The organism is Peribacillus sp. NPDC076916, assembly GCF_050269675.1.
Taxonomy (GTDB): domain Bacteria; phylum Bacillota; class Bacilli; order Bacillales; family DSM-1321; genus Peribacillus; species Peribacillus aracenensis.
Map to the genome: position 1 here is coordinate 1 of NZ_JBNNIU010000014.1, position 17,469 is coordinate 17,469.

At 42.2% G+C, this 17,469-nt stretch carries 13 protein-coding genes, 1 pseudogene, 1 riboswitch and 1 other annotated feature; of the genes and pseudogenes, 4 read left to right on the forward strand and 10 right to left on the reverse strand.

All coding sequences use genetic code 11. The annotated features are described in order from the left end of the window. Window positions 1-194 precede the first annotated feature (194 nt). The 7 genes and pseudogenes from hmpA to ACQKFG_RS24120 all read right to left on the reverse strand — a co-directional run bounded on the left by hmpA (window position 195) and on the right by ACQKFG_RS24120 (window position 10,727). Window positions 195-1,407 (reverse strand): annotated as a pseudogene (gene hmpA, locus ACQKFG_RS24090) (NO-inducible flavohemoprotein). A 259-nt stretch (window positions 1,408-1,666) separates the two neighbouring features. Next, window positions 1,667-2,650, reverse strand: a complete 984-nt coding sequence (locus ACQKFG_RS24095; RefSeq protein ID WP_427563545.1) for a ketoacyl-ACP synthase III — start codon at window positions 2,648-2,650, stop codon at window positions 1,667-1,669. Window positions 2,651-3,343: 693 nt separating this feature from the next. Further along, complete coding sequence (locus ACQKFG_RS24100) at window positions 3,344-4,348, reverse strand: ABC transporter permease (RefSeq protein ID WP_192207704.1); 1,005 nt, start codon at window positions 4,346-4,348, stop codon at window positions 3,344-3,346. 1 nt (window position 4,349) lies between these two features. Next, window positions 4,350-5,852, reverse strand: a complete 1,503-nt coding sequence (locus ACQKFG_RS24105; RefSeq protein WP_349729791.1) for a sugar ABC transporter ATP-binding protein — start codon at window positions 5,850-5,852, stop codon at window positions 4,350-4,352. A gap of 56 nt (window positions 5,853-5,908) precedes the next feature. Continuing rightward, a complete protein-coding gene (locus ACQKFG_RS24110; RefSeq protein WP_427563548.1) occupies window positions 5,909-7,021 on the reverse strand; it encodes a sugar ABC transporter substrate-binding protein in 1,113 nt (370 codons plus the stop codon). Window positions 7,022-7,137: 116 nt separating this feature from the next. Continuing rightward, window positions 7,138-7,243, reverse strand: a riboswitch (SAM riboswitch). 95 nt (window positions 7,244-7,338) lie between these two features. Next, window positions 7,339-10,080 carry a GTPase domain-containing protein gene (locus tag ACQKFG_RS24115; RefSeq protein WP_427563550.1) on the reverse strand — a complete coding sequence of 914 codons (2,742 nt, stop codon included), beginning with the start codon at window positions 10,078-10,080 and terminating at the stop codon, window positions 7,339-7,341. 473 nt (window positions 10,081-10,553) lie between these two features. Continuing rightward, a complete protein-coding gene (locus ACQKFG_RS24120) occupies window positions 10,554-10,727 on the reverse strand; it encodes a hypothetical protein (RefSeq protein ID WP_164468807.1) in 174 nt (57 codons plus the stop codon). Window positions 10,728-10,934: 207 nt separating this feature from the next. Beyond that, window positions 10,935-11,181 (forward strand) — a binding site (T-box leader). 97 nt (window positions 11,182-11,278) lie between these two features. Between ACQKFG_RS24120 and brnQ the strand changes: the two genes are divergently transcribed. The 4 genes from brnQ (at window position 11,279) to rluF (ending at window position 15,552) form a co-directional block, all read left to right on the forward strand. Further along, on the forward strand, window positions 11,279-12,610 hold the full coding sequence (gene brnQ / locus ACQKFG_RS24125; RefSeq protein WP_427563552.1) for a branched-chain amino acid transport system II carrier protein: 1,332 nt from the start codon (window positions 11,279-11,281) through the stop codon (window positions 12,608-12,610). Window positions 12,611-12,732: 122 nt separating this feature from the next. Next, the gene (locus ACQKFG_RS24130) at window positions 12,733-13,665 is read left to right on the forward strand and encodes an aldo/keto reductase (RefSeq protein WP_427563554.1); all 933 of its coding nucleotides are present in this window, start codon (window positions 12,733-12,735) and stop codon (window positions 13,663-13,665) included. Window positions 13,666-13,830: 165 nt separating this feature from the next. Next, window positions 13,831-14,730, forward strand: coding sequence for a DMT family transporter (locus ACQKFG_RS24135; protein WP_427563556.1), 900 nt, complete (start codon window positions 13,831-13,833; stop codon window positions 14,728-14,730). Between the two features lie 114 nt (window positions 14,731-14,844). Further along, the gene (rluF, locus tag ACQKFG_RS24140; RefSeq protein ID WP_352925132.1) at window positions 14,845-15,552 is read left to right on the forward strand and encodes a 23S rRNA pseudouridine(2604) synthase RluF; all 708 of its coding nucleotides are present in this window, start codon (window positions 14,845-14,847) and stop codon (window positions 15,550-15,552) included. A gap of 57 nt (window positions 15,553-15,609) precedes the next feature. Here the strand turns inward: rluF and ACQKFG_RS24145 are convergent, their stop codons facing one another. The 3 genes from ACQKFG_RS24145 to ACQKFG_RS24155 form a co-directional block, all read right to left on the reverse strand. After that, entirely contained in the window at window positions 15,610-15,846 is a 237-nt protein-coding gene (locus tag ACQKFG_RS24145; RefSeq protein ID WP_427563559.1) for a hypothetical protein, read from the reverse strand. A gap of 81 nt (window positions 15,847-15,927) precedes the next feature. Then, window positions 15,928-16,677 carry an ABC transporter permease gene (locus ACQKFG_RS24150; RefSeq protein ID WP_349729797.1) on the reverse strand — a complete coding sequence of 250 codons (750 nt, stop codon included), beginning with the start codon at window positions 16,675-16,677 and terminating at the stop codon, window positions 15,928-15,930. Beyond that, window positions 16,678-17,439: an ABC transporter ATP-binding protein gene (locus tag ACQKFG_RS24155; RefSeq protein WP_192207697.1), complete on the reverse strand. Its 762-nt coding sequence runs from the start codon at window positions 17,437-17,439 to the stop codon at window positions 16,678-16,680. Window positions 17,440-17,469: the final 30 nt, after the last annotated feature.

Here is a 17,469-nt window from a genome sequence, read left to right on the forward strand (position 1 = left end):
AATTATTATTAGTAAACCTGAACACTCTGTACATTCTAAATACTAATAAATTAATTCAAACAAAGACATTGACTAATCGTAAGAAAGGCATGAGCACGGTAGATTACCGGGTTCATGCCCTCAAGGCTGCATAATTAAATAAAGTGCCTAACTTTTTGTTCACTTCAATGAAAGAACCTTTTTATTTAGTTTACTTATTTTTCTCCTAAAATAGCGAGTGGACTAAATACTTCATAATGAACATGGTCTTTCGATACACTCCATTTATTCAGGGCGTCGTTGATTAAAGGAATAGGTCCGCAGAAATAAAAATTAGCTTCTTTTGATGGAACGATAGATTGCAGGAAGTCTAACCCACGTATCCTTCTTTATCAAAATGTCCTGAGGTTCGATCGGCTTCTGTTGGTTCACCATAGACTAGATATGATTTTATATGTTGGTATTCATTCACTATTCGTTGCAGATGATCTTTAAAAGCATGTGTTTGACTATTACTTGTTGCATGGATAAACGTAACCTGACGGTGTGGTTGCTTTTCTATAATGGTATTTAACATGCTAAGCAAAGGTGTAATTCCAATCCCCCCACTAATCAGAACAACGGGTAAATCGGTGTTATCCAGTTCGAAGTCACCTGCAGGAGCAGAAAATTGCAGCATATCTCCAACTTGCATCTGTTTATGTAAATAGTTAGATACAATTCCTGATGGAGCAACCCCATGGGCATCTTCACGTTTAACACTAATTCGGTAGTAATCCTTACCAGGTGAATCCGAAAGACTGTAATGGCGTATGTGCGTATATTTCTCGCCAGGAATTTCAGCCTTTAGTGTTAAAAATATTGCCCAGCATGATAGGAGGCAATGGGTTTTCCGTCTGTAGGCTTTAGATAAAAGGAGGTTACCACATCACTTTCTTTTATCTTTTTATCGATATTGAAGCTTCGATATCCTTCCCAACCACCAGGCTGATGTTCTATCTCCTCATAAAGGTTTTTTTCAATATCAATAAAGGCATCTGCAATATAGCCATAGGCCTTTCCCCATGCCTCTATGATTTCAGCTGTGGCTGCGTCACCCAACACATCTTTAACTGCTTGAAGCAACGTTTCACCTACAACCGGATACTGTTCAGGCTTGACTCCTATGGCGCGATGTTTCTCAGTGACTCTTTTAATTACCGGCTTTATCTCTTCAAGGTTCGTAATATGTTCTCCTGCAGCATAGACAGCATATCCCAAGGCCTCTTGTTTATTTCCTCTTTTTTGGTTCGTTTGGTTAAAAAGATTATACAAATCAGGAGCTTTTGAAAATAGTAATTCATAAAATCTCTTTCCTATTGGTTTACTATGTTCCTTGAGAACATGTGCTGTTTACTGAACGATTTCTATGGTCTTAGCATCAAGCATGTTAAAATTCCCTCCTCAAATCCCAGGGGTATTTACTGTAAATAGCATTCCTACTAAATATTGGAGTAACCATGATATTTTGGCACTGTTCACTTATCACTGTTACTTCCGCCATTTGGAGATTTGGAATCCCTTAAGATAATTCAAAGACACCATACCTATTAGTACGGTGTCTTTTGTTTTTTAGTATCCTTGTTAACTTAAACTGAACCTTTATATCAATAAGAACAAAGCTGCTGACCAGTAGCAGAGAAAAATGTTATAGGGTCCAATTGATAAGCAATCCTGCTTGTGCTAACCCACCACCGAAACCATATAATAAGATTTTCTCACCATGATTGAGCTTTCCTTCGCTTACTCCTTGATCTAAAGCTAATGGTATTGTTGCTGAGGAAGTATTTCCATACTCCACTAAGCTATATAATGTACGCTCAATTGGAAAACCGCTTCTATTACATATTGACTCAATCATTCTTAAATTTGCACTATGCGGAACAAACCAATCAACATCATTCAAATGAAAATCTGTATTTTTCATCACAGTTTGCATTCCTTTTGGAACAGTAGTAACAGCCCATTTATAAACCTCACGTCCATTTTGGACAAGGTTACCACTATTATTCAAGTCTTCACCATTTATACGTGTCGATAGGTTTGTACTATATAAATATTTTCCGCCTTCTCCTTCCGAATATAAATGTGACGAAATAAAACTTGGCTGTTTTTCATCATATTCTACAAGAACTGCTCCTCCACCATCTCCAAATAAAATACAAGTGGCTCGATCTTCATAGTCCATAATTTTAGATAAAGTATCAGCTCCAATAACAAGAACTTTCTTGTTTAAACCAGATGTTACTAATCCATTAGCTACATGCAGCCCATAAGTAAATCCTGCACAAGCAGCGTTTAAATCAATAGCTCCAGTATTCTTAATACCTAGCTTAGCTTGGACTAAAGAAGCTACACTAGGTGTGTTGAAATCAGGTGTAAATGTACAGACAATAATCATATCGACATCTTCGACAGATTTATCATACCGTTCCATTAAATCCTTTACAGCTTTATAACTTATATCACTAGTAAACTCTTCTTCATGTGCAATTCTTCGCTCTTTAATACCAGTACGTTTAACAATCCATTCATCATTGGTTTCAACCATTCTTTCTAAGTCCTTATTTGTTAACCTTTTTTCTGGAACATAAGAACCTATCGCAGTAATACGTGCTTTGGATTTGAACATAAAATAGCCACCTCGTGTTATGAATTGCATCAATTTTATAACTGATATTAATACCTGGTACTAATTATAAAGTAAAAAAAATCTTATGCAACTACCGGTCACTTTAAATCCATAAGAGAAAAAGAGCTGAACGACAAAGAACGATCGCTACTGATAATTAAGAAGATTCTGCTCCAAAATTAGTAAGGTATATCGTAGCCAGAACATCCTGTCGCGCGGAAGTGACGGGTGAACCCCTTTTGTCTACAAACTCAGTTATCTAAAGAGAAATCCGGTATTACCACTTTTAATTTCCTAACCGTAACGGTAACAATTGAAGTTTATTAATATTCATATCCTTTTCCGAATAAATAATATACCAAATATCCCAATAAATTAAATAAAGTAAATTCCATAATCCACCCATTATGTAATTATTTATAATGTTATTAAAAGGTAAATAAGGGCCCTGTAAAAATTTACAACTGTGGTCAATGTTTATACTCCAACAATGAGGGATCAAAAAGTCCTCCTGTCCCCATTTTAGCGTAAAAAAGAGTTCATTATTATTAAGTAAAATGATGAAGATGCGAAAATTCCATGAACCGCCCCTTCTTAAAAAGGAAAAAATCCTGTTGCATTCCAACAGGATTTTTATCAATCTTCAAAATTCACAATTATAGGATTTCTGTAGATTAACGGGACGAAACCATTTTAGTGTTTTTGTTTGTAATAGGTTACCGCGAGCGCAAGGGCCAGCACTGTTCCTTTGACGATATCCATCGCATAATACGGAACGGACATCATGATCAAACCGTTTTGAAGGATTCCAATCAAGACTGCACCGACAAAGGTTCCAAATGCATTCGGTTTTCCCGCTCCTAAAACGGAGGAACCAATGAAGGCTGCCGCAACGGCATCCATTAAATAGGGAGAACCTGAATTGATTTCCGAGGTCATGACTCTTGAAGCTAGGACAATCCCTCCGACTGCAGCTAATAGGGCTGAAAGCAGATAGGCAAGGATTTTGTATTTATTGACCGATATCCCGGAAAGTCTCGCCGCTTCCTTATTCCCCCCAATAATGTACATATAACGACCATGCTTCGTATAAGTCAAAAAGATATGGGTCGCAATCACAATGACTGCCATGATCAAGATTATCCATGGTACCTGGCCAATTTTGGCGAAAAATGGGCTGATCAGACCTGTTGCGAATGTCCCGTCGGGCATGACCATATTTTGCGAAACCGTTGCCCCTTTTGTATAAGTAAGGGCAATTCCCTGGATAATGAACATGGTAGCCAATGTCATCAGCATGTCGGGAATTCTCAATTTAACGATCATGAATGAATTCAAGGCCCCTACGACAAGTGAGGCGCCGATCGCAGCTAATATGGCGATTAATGTATCCTGCGAAAACCAGACGAACATTGATATGACGATGGCATTGGCCAATGATGCAACGGATCCTACGGAAAGGTCGAAGCCATCCACGGTCAGCGATATCGTAATGCCGATCGCAATGATGGTCACGATTGAAATGGAACGCAGGATGTTGATCAAATTATTCGTTTGAATGAAAGCTGGATTGGACACGGCAAAAATTCCAATCAGAATGATAATCGTCAATATTGTGCCGTATTTATAGAAAAAGTCGAAAAGTTCCGGCCTTTTTTTCGCTTTCGCTGTCTGTGTAACAGGAATGGGTATGCTCATCCTATTTTCCTCCTGTTGAATAGAATAGTAGTTCTTCTTCATTCGTTTTGCTAGTTTCTAATTCGATGACAGTGCTCCCGTCATATAACACATATGTCCGGTTGGTAATGCCCATGATTTCGGAAAGCTCGGATGATGCATAAATGACCGCTTTCCCATTCCTTGCAAGCTTTGCAATCAATTCGAATATATCCTTCTTGGCTCCAACATCGACCCCTTTCGTTGGTTCATCGAATATGTATACATCCGCATCGGCCATAAGCCATTTTCCGATGGCAACTTTTTGCTGGTTACCACCTGAAAGGTTTTCGACATTCGCTTCCCCTGAAGGAGTTTTAATGCCGAGACTTGCGATCATTTCCTTCGCCTTTTCCTTTTCCGCCTTACGATCCACGAAACTGAACGTCTTGCAGAATTTGCCGAGGCTGGCTGCAGTCAAGTTCGCCGAGACTGATTCCTGAACGAGGACCCCTTCTTTCCTGCGTTCCTCAGGTACAAGTGCCAGACCGCTTTTTACTGCTTCGTGCGGTGATTTCAAAGAAAGCTTACGACCATTCAGGACCACTTCCCCCGCTGTAATCGAAGTATGACCGAAAAGGGTTTTACAGAGCTCCGTTTTTCCCGCTCCGACTAACCCTGCCAAGCCGATTATCTCGCCTGCTTTAACATTCAGATTGACATTCTTGACTTTCTCGGCATCTGACAATCCGCTCACTTCCAGAATGACGTCTCCGATCGAAGCATTCACTTCTGGAAATTGGTCATCCATGGTTTTACCGAGCATATTCTCTACCACTTCGTTACGGGTCATGTCTTCCTTCTTTCGACAAGTGACACGCTCCCCATTTCTCATGATCGTAATTTCCTCACAGATTTCAAAAATCTCAGGCAGACGATGTGAAATGAAAATGATTCCCACGCCTTTTTGCTTTAATTCATTTACAATTCGAAAAAGTTCTGTCGTCTCCGTATGACTTAACGGAGCAGTTGGCTCATCGAGAATCAGGAATTTGCAATCTGTCGAAACGGCCCTTGCTATCAGGACCATCTGTTTTTCAGCCAAGGTAAGATCTCTTACCAGCTTTTTCGAAGGGACACGAATTTTCATATCTTCAAGAATATAAGAGGCTCGTTTGTGCAGCTCTTTCCATTGGATCCTCTGTTTTTTTCCCATGTTTTGGACCATATCGTTCAACATTACATTTTCGCCAACCGTTAAGTAAGGGATGAGGGCTGTATCCACTTCCTGATAAACAATTTGAATGCCTTGTTCCTGAGCCGCTTTTGGCGAGCGGATATCCCGCCTCATCCCATCAATGAAAATGTCACCTGAATAATGAACATGGGCTCCCGATAAAACTTTCATTAAAGTCGATTTTCCTGCTCCGTTTGCACCGACCAATGCGTGGGCTGTCCCTGATTGTACGGAAAAATCAACTTCACTCAGCGCCTTCACCCCTGGAAATTCAATCGAAATCCTCTTCATTTCTAGTTGCGTGCCCATGTCCATTCCCCCTTATTGAACAGACACTCCCTTCACTGGAAAGAGAGTGTCTCTTTTTACTTTTTATAATGATCTTTCAAAACTTTCATCCAATCTTCTTCAAATTCCGTAGATTCACCCCAGCCATCGACAATACCAGACAGATTTGCCATGTTTACCGCTTCTTTTGAAGCTTGGACTTGCTTTTGTGAAATAAGTGAAGCCTCTAAGTCATAGGTTTGCGGAGTATCTTCGCCCGCTAATTTTTTAGCCAATATCCTCATATTCACTGCACCGATCAGCTTGGGATCGACCGCTGCCGTGTAGGACCATGAGCTATCAGCCGATTGGATTTCCTGGAGATCTGCGTTAGATACATCAATACCATATATCTTCACTTCATCGCGGCCCGCTTCTTTAATCGCCCGGGCTGCACCGATGGCAAAGGCATCCCATGTTGCGAAAATGGCATCCAATTTACCTTTAGGGTATTTATTCAGCATTGCGGCTACAGCATTTTGTGTTTGAACCGAAGTATCAGCAGATGCCACCCCGAATCTTTCGACTTCTTTAATCCCAGGATTTTCTTTTAGTTTTTCCTGATAGACTGCATTTCTTCTTACCATTGGTGGGAAACCATCCACCCAAAGATAGGCAATTGCCGCTTCACCTTTCTGCTCTTTTAACAGTTTATCAAAAGCCAGTGTTGCCAACGCTTCATCATCCTGTGAGGTTAATGTCACGCCATCAATTTTAGATAGTTCGCCTATTGAATCGAACGTGACAACGCTTTTACCTGCATCAACCAACTTTTGAACGTCATTCACAGTTGCTGCATCATCACCATGGGAAATGATATACCCATCGTAATCTTCCTCCAAAGCCTGCGCTATCGCATCATGAAATTTAGCCGTATCACCATTGGCTGTATATGTATCCACTTGAAATCCCAGTGCTTCTCCTTCTTCCTTCGCCCCCGCCAGGTATTGGGCCGTATGATCATCACCGCCAATTTTACGGATCACTTTGATCTTGGCTCCATCCCCATCTGCAAATCTTTCCGGTACATTTTCAAATGATACTTTTTCTTCTTTCTTCGATTCTGTGGAACTCTGCCCAGTGGAGCACCCCGTTAAAAGCAAAGCCGAAGCGATGGCTGAAATGAATATTCCTTTAATAGACCTTCTCATCTTGTTTTCCCTCCATATTTTCAATTTAGTCTTATCAGTTTAGTTGGTGTAAATCCCAAAATAAAAACCTCTCTAATATAGAGAGGTTTAATCAGCTGTTTTGCAGACTTGTCCCTCTCTTATCTGTCAAAACATTTCTGTTTTGCAGGATTTAGCACCAATTCCTAATGGAACGGTTGCTGGGCATCTTAGGGCCAGTCCCTCCGCCACTCTTGATAAGAGATATATTGTGTTACGTTTTCGTAATTATCACTTTATAGGGATATAGTCATAAAGTCAATAGATTTTTGAATATTTGAAATGTTCCCTGATATTTTTTATTTTCTTTGAAGTTGGGCTAGACGCTTTTTCTCGATTTTTTCAAGCCTCTCCAACTGCCTTAATTTCACTTCGAACAAAGTGATCGGGTCACGGTAAACTTCCGGATTTTCTTTCATATGTTCCAATGCAGCCTGGTAGTCTTTTATCTCGGTCTGCGTTTGTTCAATCGTTTTTTGAAGTAAGGCAAATGAACTGCGATAGAAAAGTGAGATGTCCCGATCCAAAGATTTTTCAAACAATCCAAATTGGGTAAGGAAACGTTCCGTGATCATTTCTGCAACATCCAGGTAGTCTTCACTTTCCAGATATTTCTTATAACGATTGTACATATTGGCTTTATTTTGCGGTATCGCCCCAAACAGCTTCCCTGCTCCTTTAAGCAGCAATTGTGATGGAGTCCTGCGCAAAAGTATATTAACGTTTTCGATGCGGATACTGCTTGTCATCCGATCGGCATCACGGCGCCAGTCATCCAATACTCTGAAGTCACCTGCAAGCGTAATCCGTTCTTCTTTGTATAATTCATTGAATCCGGCACTCATCTCATCCATAAACTGCTGGCTTTGTGAGAACTCCATTTGGGAACTGGCAATCCAGTCTTGTAGAGAACGATAATATTGAGGCATGATCTTATCAGAAATGAAGTTTTGAATCCGCTCATTCATTTCTTCGTTTAACTGTACATGGACTTGGCTGAAATCACTGCTTTCCGTTAATGATTTAGAACAATCCTTCAGTAATTCAGGAATTTTAGTAGAAAGCTGATTTTTCACTTCATCCTTAAGCAGACGATACGACCTTATGATATTTTCACTTTTTTCTTTTTCCAAATCAGCCAGTTGATTGACCGCCCCATTCAGTTTGACTTCCATCTGTTCATTCCAAGAGATGGAATGCTCGCATTTCCGCTCATTGGCTGCCCGTTTTTCTAACAGATAAGATAAAGTTTTACGAATGAATGCAAGGATTTTCTCAGATCTTCTTTCCTTCCAATTCTCATCTTGGTAATTCGATTGAAGGAAGGCTGAAAGGTCCTTCAATTGTTGCTTGCTATCATAAAGTTTGGAGAAAGCGAATACTTTCGCATTCGGGAAATATGCATTCACTTTATCCCATGTTTCGTCTTCCATCCGGACTGCGACCTGATCACTGTATATCGTATCCATTTTATTTAATAAGAAATGAATCGGCAGTTTCGGAGCCATCATTTGAATTTCCAATAACAGATCCCGTTCGCTGCCGGTGAAAGGCGCCCGGGCGTCCAGGACGAACATCAGTCCATCACTGCCATGTAAATACCCTTGGAAATCGGATTCCACGCTTTTTTCCCCATTGAACCCCGGTGTATCCAATAATCGCAGACCATTATTTCTTAGGTAGTCACTTATGATTGTCACATCAACAATAGTCCCGCGCTGGCGGCGTGTTTCATCCAATTCAGCTAGCTCCATGACAACCTTTCTATCTGTATCGGTAATTTCAAGGATTTCCAAATCATCCCCGTCTTTGACACTGACTAAGGATGAATGATCTTCAGCAGCAATGCTCTCGCCAACAATTGACTGAATGAAGGATGTCTTGCCATTTCCTGTACTTCCTACAAGAAGAAGATTGAAATTTTCGGTATCCTTAAGCCCCTCGACCATCCATTTAAGCTTATTGCCAACCTTTAGATCATTATCTTCAGCCCACTGGATAATGGAATTGAACAGTTTCTCTCCCGCTTCAAGTCCGCCTCCTAATTTAGGCGATTTCACCAACAGGCTTTCTGCATCCTGAATGACCAGCGCATTGATCGTATCCGGGAAGATTTCATTCCAGGACAACGCGGATGCCGCCGCAAACAACGAGAGCTCCCCATCTGCGATTTTAAGCCAGTTTTCCAGTAACCTTGGCACGACAGGACTTAAATCTTTGATTAGGTGCGTTCCTTCTAAAAGACCTGCATATGCATCCCTGTAATAGACGGAAAGCTCATCCCATACATCAGCATGGTTCAATTCGATGGTATCTATCAAATTATTAATCACTCTTAGCCATTCGAAATAAGAATCCGTATATTTATAATTTTTCCAAAGGGCAACCGTCACTTTTTCGAAACGTTCCTGGTCAAGTGTGTATAGCGAACCAAGGACAGTTGAAAAATAATCCGGATCCATCGATTGGGCAACCCCCTGCTGGATATACGTCTTCAGCACATCGAACCAGCCCATTGATTCTGTACGGATACTTTCATTAGCCGCTAATACCACCGCACTGTTCCAATCCTTTTGTTCTTCAAAAAAGGCACGTGCGATTTCCGTGACATTCGGGTAATCCGGTTGAAACTCGACTGCTTCTTTCACGACTTTGGAAGCTAGGTCATTTCTCGATTCCACTATGTACAGGGAAAAAAGTTGCAAAAGAACCTCTGTTTTCAAGACCGCTTCATCCGTATCGACGGATTTATAGATATCCTCTGCGGTTGAGTACATTTCCAATTCAAAATAAGCATCAGCGATGTTTTTCTTCGCCCATGGACCAAGTTCACCTTCTATGTTCTCCCATTTAAAAATGGCTGCTTCATAGTCATGATGCTGAAAATATACTTCTCCTTGAGCAAATCGAATGGCGGTTAAATCCGCTATTTCCTTTTTTTGTTCCACGAGAAACATTTCACCCAAAGCTTGAATCGGGTGCTTCCTTGTATCCTCAACCATCGTTTCATAGTATTTTTTTCCGATCAGCCGTTCGTCCATCTTTATTCCCCCGATATATTTCATATTTTCAATTAAAGGAAAATCACTGATTCCATAAGCCTTCTAGTAGACCTAACTTCAATCTATAGGTTCCTTTAGTTAAAAAATCATTTACAAAACCTTAAAATATTATTTTAGCAAAACAATATGGTAACAACATGTCACCACTCTTACAATTTTAAAACAGAAACAAATGGAACTGTAATGTTTTTAATAAAACGATATAGAAATGTCATTTCCATATTCGAGAAAAAATGTTTTTTCTCGTTTTACCACATACCAGATAGAGGTGGGCGAATCATTCTTTATACCTCCAAATTACCAGAAGCCTGGCACTAAAGCAAAATCCCCCTGCCCCGTCCATTACTAAATCCCCATTTTTCCATTCATATAAAAAAGCAGTACCCTCATTCATAAAAGGTAACTGCTCTCTGATAAGCTCTGAACAGTCGTTGTCCTTTGACAAATTAGGATTATACCCCTGTACGCTTACGTTGGTTATTCGGCTTTTTGGTCAACTGGCTTTTAAGCTGTTTCGTTTTCTTCACAACACCTGTTTCCAGTTTATCTTTACTTGATCCTGCTTGCTTTTGAGCCAGTTTTTGTTTGACTGCATCGGCCAGGCTTAATTTTTTATTTTCAGACATACTGTTGTCTCCTTTAGTGTTCTGCCTTCTATTATAATATAGTTGCGATTAGAAAGATAATAGGGAGTAATAGCCCATTCTTCTTTAAAAAATCCTCTGGATAAAGGAAATTTCGCCAACGAGGGACTAATTTCCTGCTCCTTTTAAAGGATTAATGATAAAATATGTTGACTTCATAATCAGAATTTGCTAAATTGTCATTATATTATAAAATCTATGAAGAGAAAGAGTAAGATGAGAACCCTGTTCCACAGAGAGTCGACATGTGGTGGAAGTCGATGTCCAAGGCCTATCCGAAAATCATCTCTGAGATGCAAAGCTGAAAATGCAGTAGGCTTTGACGGGTTTCCGCCGTTACAATGGATCACGTATGAATTCGTACGTTGACTGAGTGCCGCAGCTTCTTTGTAGTGCGGAATATGGGTGGTATCGCGAGCACAAACTCGTCCCTGATTTTCAGGGGCGAGTTTTTTATTTGCACAAAACACTTTCATTAGCCTTTTTTAGGCCAGTCGGCGAGAGTTATCATTTTAAAAAAAGGAGAAATCACCATGAAAAAAACAGACACATTATTTATCGGCCTTATGCTTTTCTCAATGTTCTTCGGAGCGGGAAACCTCATATTCCCTCCATTTTTGGGTGCATCTTCTGGAACCTCCTTCTGGCCAGCCATTGCCGGTTTTGTTGTAACCGGAGTCGGCCTGCCAATTTTGGTGCTTCTTGCAGTCTCACTTGTTAAAGGCGGGGCACAAACCATCGGGGCCCGTGTACATCCACTATTCAGTACGTTGTTCATGGTAGTCATCTATTTAAGCATCGGGCCTTTTCTGGCCATTCCAAGAAATGCGAATGTTGCCTATGAAATGGGCTTCAAGCCGTATTTTGGCGACTCAATGAATCAATCACTATTCCTATTCATTTTCACAACCATATTTTTCATCATCGTTTATGCCATTTCATTGAATCCGGAAAAAATGGAAACCTTCATGGGACGCTGGATTACACCCGTTCTTCTCTTGTCGATGGTCATTCTCTGTGTCGTTGGGTTCGTAAAGCTTGATGCTCCTTTCCAAGCTCCAACCGAAGCATATGCTGCAGGAGCATTTTCAAAAGGGTTCATTGAAGGCTACAACACGATGGATGCTCTAGCTTCTCTGGCTTTTGGGATCGTCATCCTTACTTCAATCCAGCAAAGGGGGATTTCCGAACGAAAGCAATTGACGAGATATACAGTAAAAGCGGGTCTCATCGCTGGCGTTTTGCTTTCTTTAGTTTATATCTCCTTAGGAGTAATCGGGGCACGCATGGCAGCCGATGGTTCATTCGAAAACGGAACGGATATCCTCACTGTCGCATCGACCCTATTGCTTGGAACTGGCGGAAAGGTCCTTCTTGGCATCATTTTCACTTTAGCATGCTTCACCACCGTCGTCGGATTGACTACTGCTTGCGGACAGTATTTCTCGAAACTTTTCCCGAAGCTAAACTATAAAACCGTCATTCTGATCGTAACAATCGTCGGTTTCATCCTTTCAAATATGGGTCTGAATCAAATTCTGAAAGTATCGGTACCATTCCTTGTAATGGCTTATCCGTTAACGATCGTCTTGATTGTCCTGACATTCTTCAGCCGTCATTTCAAAAACCCGAAGAAGGTTTATCGCAGTGCAATGACTTTCACAGGAGTTTTCGCCTTGATGGATGGACTGAATGCTTTCGGCTTACAATTAGGACCCGTGCAAACCTTAAGTGATATCCTTCCCCTTTCCGCCTACGGCATGGAGTGGATCATCCCTGCTCTCGTCGGTACAGCCCTTGGCGTTCTGCTCAGTCAAATCGGACAAACAGCTCCAGCTGAGGAGTTGGAAATCGAAACACTATAATAATGAAGTAAGCAGGTGATTTTACAAATCATCTGCTTATTTTGTGCACGCCTGCATTGCTTTATTTTGGAAATCAGCATCCACTTTTTGTTATGATGGGGTCAAAGGAGATGATAAGTAATATGTCTAAGCAAACCCGTATTGGTAAAACAGATCTGTATGTAAATCCGATTGGCCTTGGCACGAATGCAATTGGCGGACATAACCTCTTCCCTAATTTAAGCGAGGATACAGGAAGGGATGTTTTGCGAACGGCATTGGAAAAGGGAATCAACTTTTGGGATACAGCATACATTTACGGTCCTGAGCGTTCAGAAGAACTTATTGGTGAAATCCTTAAAGAGAGCCGCAGACGCAATGACATAGTCCTTGCCACTAAAGGGGCACATAAATTTGTCGATGGCAGCATAGTCTTTGATAACTCTCCGGCTTTTCTGAAAAATGCTGTGGAATCGAGTCTAAAAAGGCTCCAAACGGACTACATTGACTTATTTTATATCCATTTCCCCGATGAGGATACCCCTAAAGATGAAGCAGTAGGTGCCTTAAAGGAATTGAAAGATGCAGGCAAAATCAAGTCAATCGGCGTCTCGAACTTTTCGTACGAACAATTGAAGGAAGCGAATAAAGACGGCTATGTCGATGTCCTGCAATCCGAGTACAATCTATTCAAACGGGAGGCAGAACAAGACCTGCTGCCATATACAGCCGAAAATGATATTTCCTTCATTCCTTATTTCCCCCTTGCTTCCGGTCTGCTCGGCGGCAAGTATAATCAGGAATCAACATTCGAGGACGGCCGGGCCAAAAGTCCGCTTTTCCAAGGACAAGCCTTTGTAAGCAACCTGCAAAAAGTGGAAGAAGTGCGGGCGATTGCCAACAGGAAGCATACCGAAGTCGCCGATGTCGTACTAGCTTGGTATTTAACTCGGCACTCGATCGATGTACTGATTCCCGGAGCGAAAAAGCCAGAACAGGTCACACGCAACTTACAAGCATTGGATGTCGATCTAACCATGGATGAAATCGCCGAAATCAGTGCCATTTTCGCTTAATTAGAGATGTGAAAAGGCTGTTCAGCTTTTGCTGAACGGCCTTTTTATCCTGCTCTGTGGCTCATCCTTGCACAAAAATTGACGGCCAGGCTCTCTGTATTGCTTAGGTACCTCTACTTTGTTATATTTAGTGAATATTCCATAAATTAAGGAAGAGGCCGTCTGATGAAAAAATCTATTGTTATTTTATTTCTTATCTTGGCAAATTTGTTCTGGGCCGGTAATTACATATTCGGAAAGTACGTTGTGACCGAACTTTCCCCGATCCAGCTAACATTCATGCGATGGCTAATTGCCATTTTCTTATTGTTTCCCTTAGCCCAATGGATTGAAAGGCCAGACTGGAAGAGTGTATGGAAAGCCTGGAAATTACTATTGGTCTTGGGTGTGCTCGGAATCATCAGTTATAATTTTTTCCTTTATTGGGCTTTGACCTATACAACTTCCATGAATGCCGCTCTTGTCAATTCCATGAATCCTGCCTTAATTGTTCTTTTTTCCGCTTTGCTGTTAAAGGAGAAAATTTCATTCCTTCATGCACTCGGACTTATCATATCTTTATTCGGCGTTTTATTGGTCTTGACAAAAGGACACCTTCTAGATATTTTCCAGCTCACTTACAATAAAGGCGACCTATTGATGATCCTGGCGATTCTCGTTTGGACCTTCTATTCAATAATCAGTAAAAAACTGAAAAGCATTCCAATCATCTCTGCTACTGCCGTTTCTGTATTTCTCGGATTGATTCTCGTCGCTCCATTTGCCATTGGCTCGGGAATGAACCTTGATTTAAGCAGTAAAGCCATTACCGGGCTCTTCTATATTGGAATCTTCCCGTCTGTCGGCTCATTTATTTTCTGGAATATCTCCCTTCGCCAGATTAATGCCGGCCAGGCTGGAATTTACCTGAATCTGATTGCTGTATTTACCGCCATCCTTAGCCTAGTTTTAGGTCATGCGATTACGATCATCCAAATCCTCGGCGGCATCCTTGTCTTTATTGGCGTCTACCTGACAAGCAAAAAGAAAAAGGCATATCCGGCAGCTGTCACGAAGAACATGTAAAGAACATCCAGTAATTCTCACCAACAAACGCTTTCTGTCTTTTCCCCTTGTCTATGCACCATGATTTACGTTATTCTTTAAAGAAGAAAATCTGAATGTAAAGGTGTGCTTTAGTTGAGGATCAATAAATTTATCAGTGAATCCGGAATTACCTCGCGACGAGGCGCAGACAAATGGATAGCCGAGGGCCGTGTGACGATTAATGGCACTGTAGCTGAGCTCGGGAGCCAAGCTGAACCCGGCGATGATGTCCGTGTAGACGGCAAGCCGATAAAAGTCGAACAGCAAAATGTCTATATTGCATTGAATAAACCGATAGGGATTACAAGTACGACCGAAAAACACATTAAAGGGAATATCGTTGATTTTGTAAATCATCCGCTTCGCATTTTTCATATCGGACGGCTGGACAAAGACTCAAGCGGTCTGATCCTTCTTACAAATGACGGAGACATCGTAAATGAAATCCTTCGGGCAGAAAACAAGCATGAAAAAGAATACATCGTAACCGTGGATAAGCCAATTACCGCGTCCTTCATAAAAGATATGTCCTCAGGAGTGGAGATTTTGGATACGAAAACACTTCCTTGCAAGGTTGAGCAGTTGACCCAATATACATTTAACATCACTTTGATGCAAGGACTGAACAGACAAATCCGCCGTATGTGCTCCGCACTGGGGTATGAAGTCCGTGATTTACATCGAATCCGGATCATGAACATCCATCTGGACGGACTGGCGAACGGACAATGGCGCGACCTGACCGAAGATGAATTGACAGAGCTATTTAAGGAATTGGATTACACCCCAAGGCAAAGATGATAATGAAGATGCCTCCAGATTTTCGGGGGCATCGCTTTTTTAATTTCAGAAGAATTTTCAGCAATCATTTGCTTTAAGTTTTGCGGATATACTCGTGAGCTTCACGCTTTTACTCGTGAAATCCGCACTTTTACTCGTGAGTTTTGCAGTTTTACTCGTGAATTCTACGCTTTTACTCGTGAGTTTTGCAGTTTTACTCGGAGCATGCATGGCAAACCTCGCGTTAGGAAAATGATCGAGCCACCACCAATCACAACAATTTTGAGGGTTAACATAGGATGGTTGCCCCGGCATTTAAGCATTTCTTCCATGTGATAGCAAATGCATTCATCGCAATGGCTGACTATTGTAATGGCTAATCCGATAATGGTGTACTTACCCTAACTGGCGCTTAAATACTTTACTGGCGAAGAAGTAAGCGATTACCATGATGCCGACGCACCAGGCAAGCGCGATCCAGATATCGTTGCCAACTGACCCTTCATACAAGAAGGCACGAATTGCATTCACGATTGAAGTCACTGGCTGGTTCTCAGCGAACGCACGGACAATTTTAGGCATGGTTTCGGTGGGGACAAAGGCCGAACTGATAAACGGAAGGAAAATCAGCGGGTACGAGTAGGCTGTAGCCCCTTCCATGGACCCCGCTGTCAATCCCGGAATGACTGCCAGCCATGTCAGCGCTAACGTAAACAGCCCGAGTATCCCAGCCACCGCGAGCCAATCCAGGATATCAGCGCTGGAACGGAAGCCCATCAAGAACGCGACGAGGATCACCACGACGACAGTAAGCGCATTGGATACAAGCGAGGTCAACACATGAGCCCACAATACCGACGAGCGCTTGATGGGCATGGTAATGAAACGCGCCATCAGCCCGCTCTTTACATCCGTAAACAGCCGCACGGAGGTGTAAGCGACGCCGGATGCGATAGCCATCAGCAATATTCCCGGCAATAAATAATTGACGTAGCTGTCCGTGCCTGCCTCTATGGCGCCACCAAACACGTAGACAAACAGCAGCATCATCATAATCGGCGTTATCGCAACCGTGATAATTGTATCAGGGCTGCGCATGATATTGCGCATTAAACGCCCTAGTAATACCCCTGTTTTGCTATTCATTTACATCTCCTCCTTTTTGCCGATGATCGCGAGGAAAATTTCCTCCAATGTCGGCTGCTTCTCAATGTACTCCACTTTCGCTGGCGGGAACATCTCCTTGAGTTCGGTAAGGGTCCCGGTCGAGATGATTTTTCCGCCATGCAGGATGGCGATACGATCCGCCAGTTGTTCGGCTTCCTCCAGGTACTGGGTCGTCAGCAAGATTGTCGTGCCGCCGCCGGCAAGCTCCTTGACGGTATCCCAGACTTCAATCCGCGCTTCGGGGTCAAGCCCTGTCGTCGGTTCGTCGAGAAAAATGACGGCTGGCGTCCCAATCAGGCTCATGGCAATGTCAAGCCGGCGCTTCATCCCGCCGGAATATTTATCCGCCCGGCGGTTGGCCGCATCGGTCAGGCTGAATCTCGCAAGCAGATTGTCGGCGACTTGAGCGGGATTGGAAACTCCCCGCAACTTGGCGATCATCAGCAGGTTTTCGCGCCCGGTAAGCATGCCGTCTAAAGCTGCAAACTGCCCTGTCAGGCTGATGCTCTGGCGAACATGTTCCGGTTGACACTGGACGTCAAAGCCGCAAATACCGACTTCGCCGCCATCGGCCTTCATCAAAGTCGAGAGGATGTTGACCGTCGTCGTCTTGCCCGCTCCATTTGAGCCCAGCAGTGCGAAAATTTCGCCACGCCGTACCTCAAAATCCACCCCCTTTAAGACTTCATTGTCTTTAAAGTTTTTTATTAACCCTTTTACAGAAATCGCTGCATTGCTCATACTTTTTTCCTCCTTTTAATAGTGCAGCAA

Bases quoted from the DNA above. Each gene is read 5' to 3' on its own strand.
- ACQKFG_RS24095 (WP_427563545.1), bottom strand. From the start codon at position 2,650: ATGTTCAAATCCAAAGCACGTATTACTGCGATAGGTTCTTATGTTCCA.
- ACQKFG_RS24100 (WP_192207704.1), bottom strand. From the start codon at position 4,348: ATGAGCATACCCATTCCTGTTACACAGACAGCGAAAGCGAAAAAAAGG.
- ACQKFG_RS24105 (WP_349729791.1), bottom strand. From the start codon at position 5,852: ATGGGCACGCAACTAGAAATGAAGAGGATTTCGATTGAATTTCCAGGG.
- ACQKFG_RS24110 (WP_427563548.1), bottom strand. From the start codon at position 7,021: ATGAGAAGGTCTATTAAAGGAATATTCATTTCAGCCATCGCTTCGGCT.
- ACQKFG_RS24115 (WP_427563550.1), bottom strand. From the start codon at position 10,080: ATGGACGAACGGCTGATCGGAAAAAAATACTATGAAACGATGGTTGAG.
- ACQKFG_RS24120 (WP_164468807.1), bottom strand. From the start codon at position 10,727: ATGTCTGAAAATAAAAAATTAAGCCTGGCCGATGCAGTCAAACAAAAA.
- brnQ (WP_427563552.1), top strand. From the start codon at position 11,279: ATGAAAAAAACAGACACATTATTTATCGGCCTTATGCTTTTCTCAATG.
- ACQKFG_RS24130 (WP_427563554.1), top strand. From the start codon at position 12,733: ATGTCTAAGCAAACCCGTATTGGTAAAACAGATCTGTATGTAAATCCG.
- ACQKFG_RS24135 (WP_427563556.1), top strand. From the start codon at position 13,831: ATGAAAAAATCTATTGTTATTTTATTTCTTATCTTGGCAAATTTGTTC.
- ACQKFG_RS24145 (WP_427563559.1), bottom strand. From the start codon at position 15,846: ATGCCGGGGCAACCATCCTATGTTAACCCTCAAAATTGTTGTGATTGG.
- ACQKFG_RS24150 (WP_349729797.1), bottom strand. From the start codon at position 16,677: ATGAATAGCAAAACAGGGGTATTACTAGGGCGTTTAATGCGCAATATC.
- ACQKFG_RS24155 (WP_192207697.1), bottom strand. From the start codon at position 17,439: ATGAGCAATGCAGCGATTTCTGTAAAAGGGTTAATAAAAAACTTTAAA.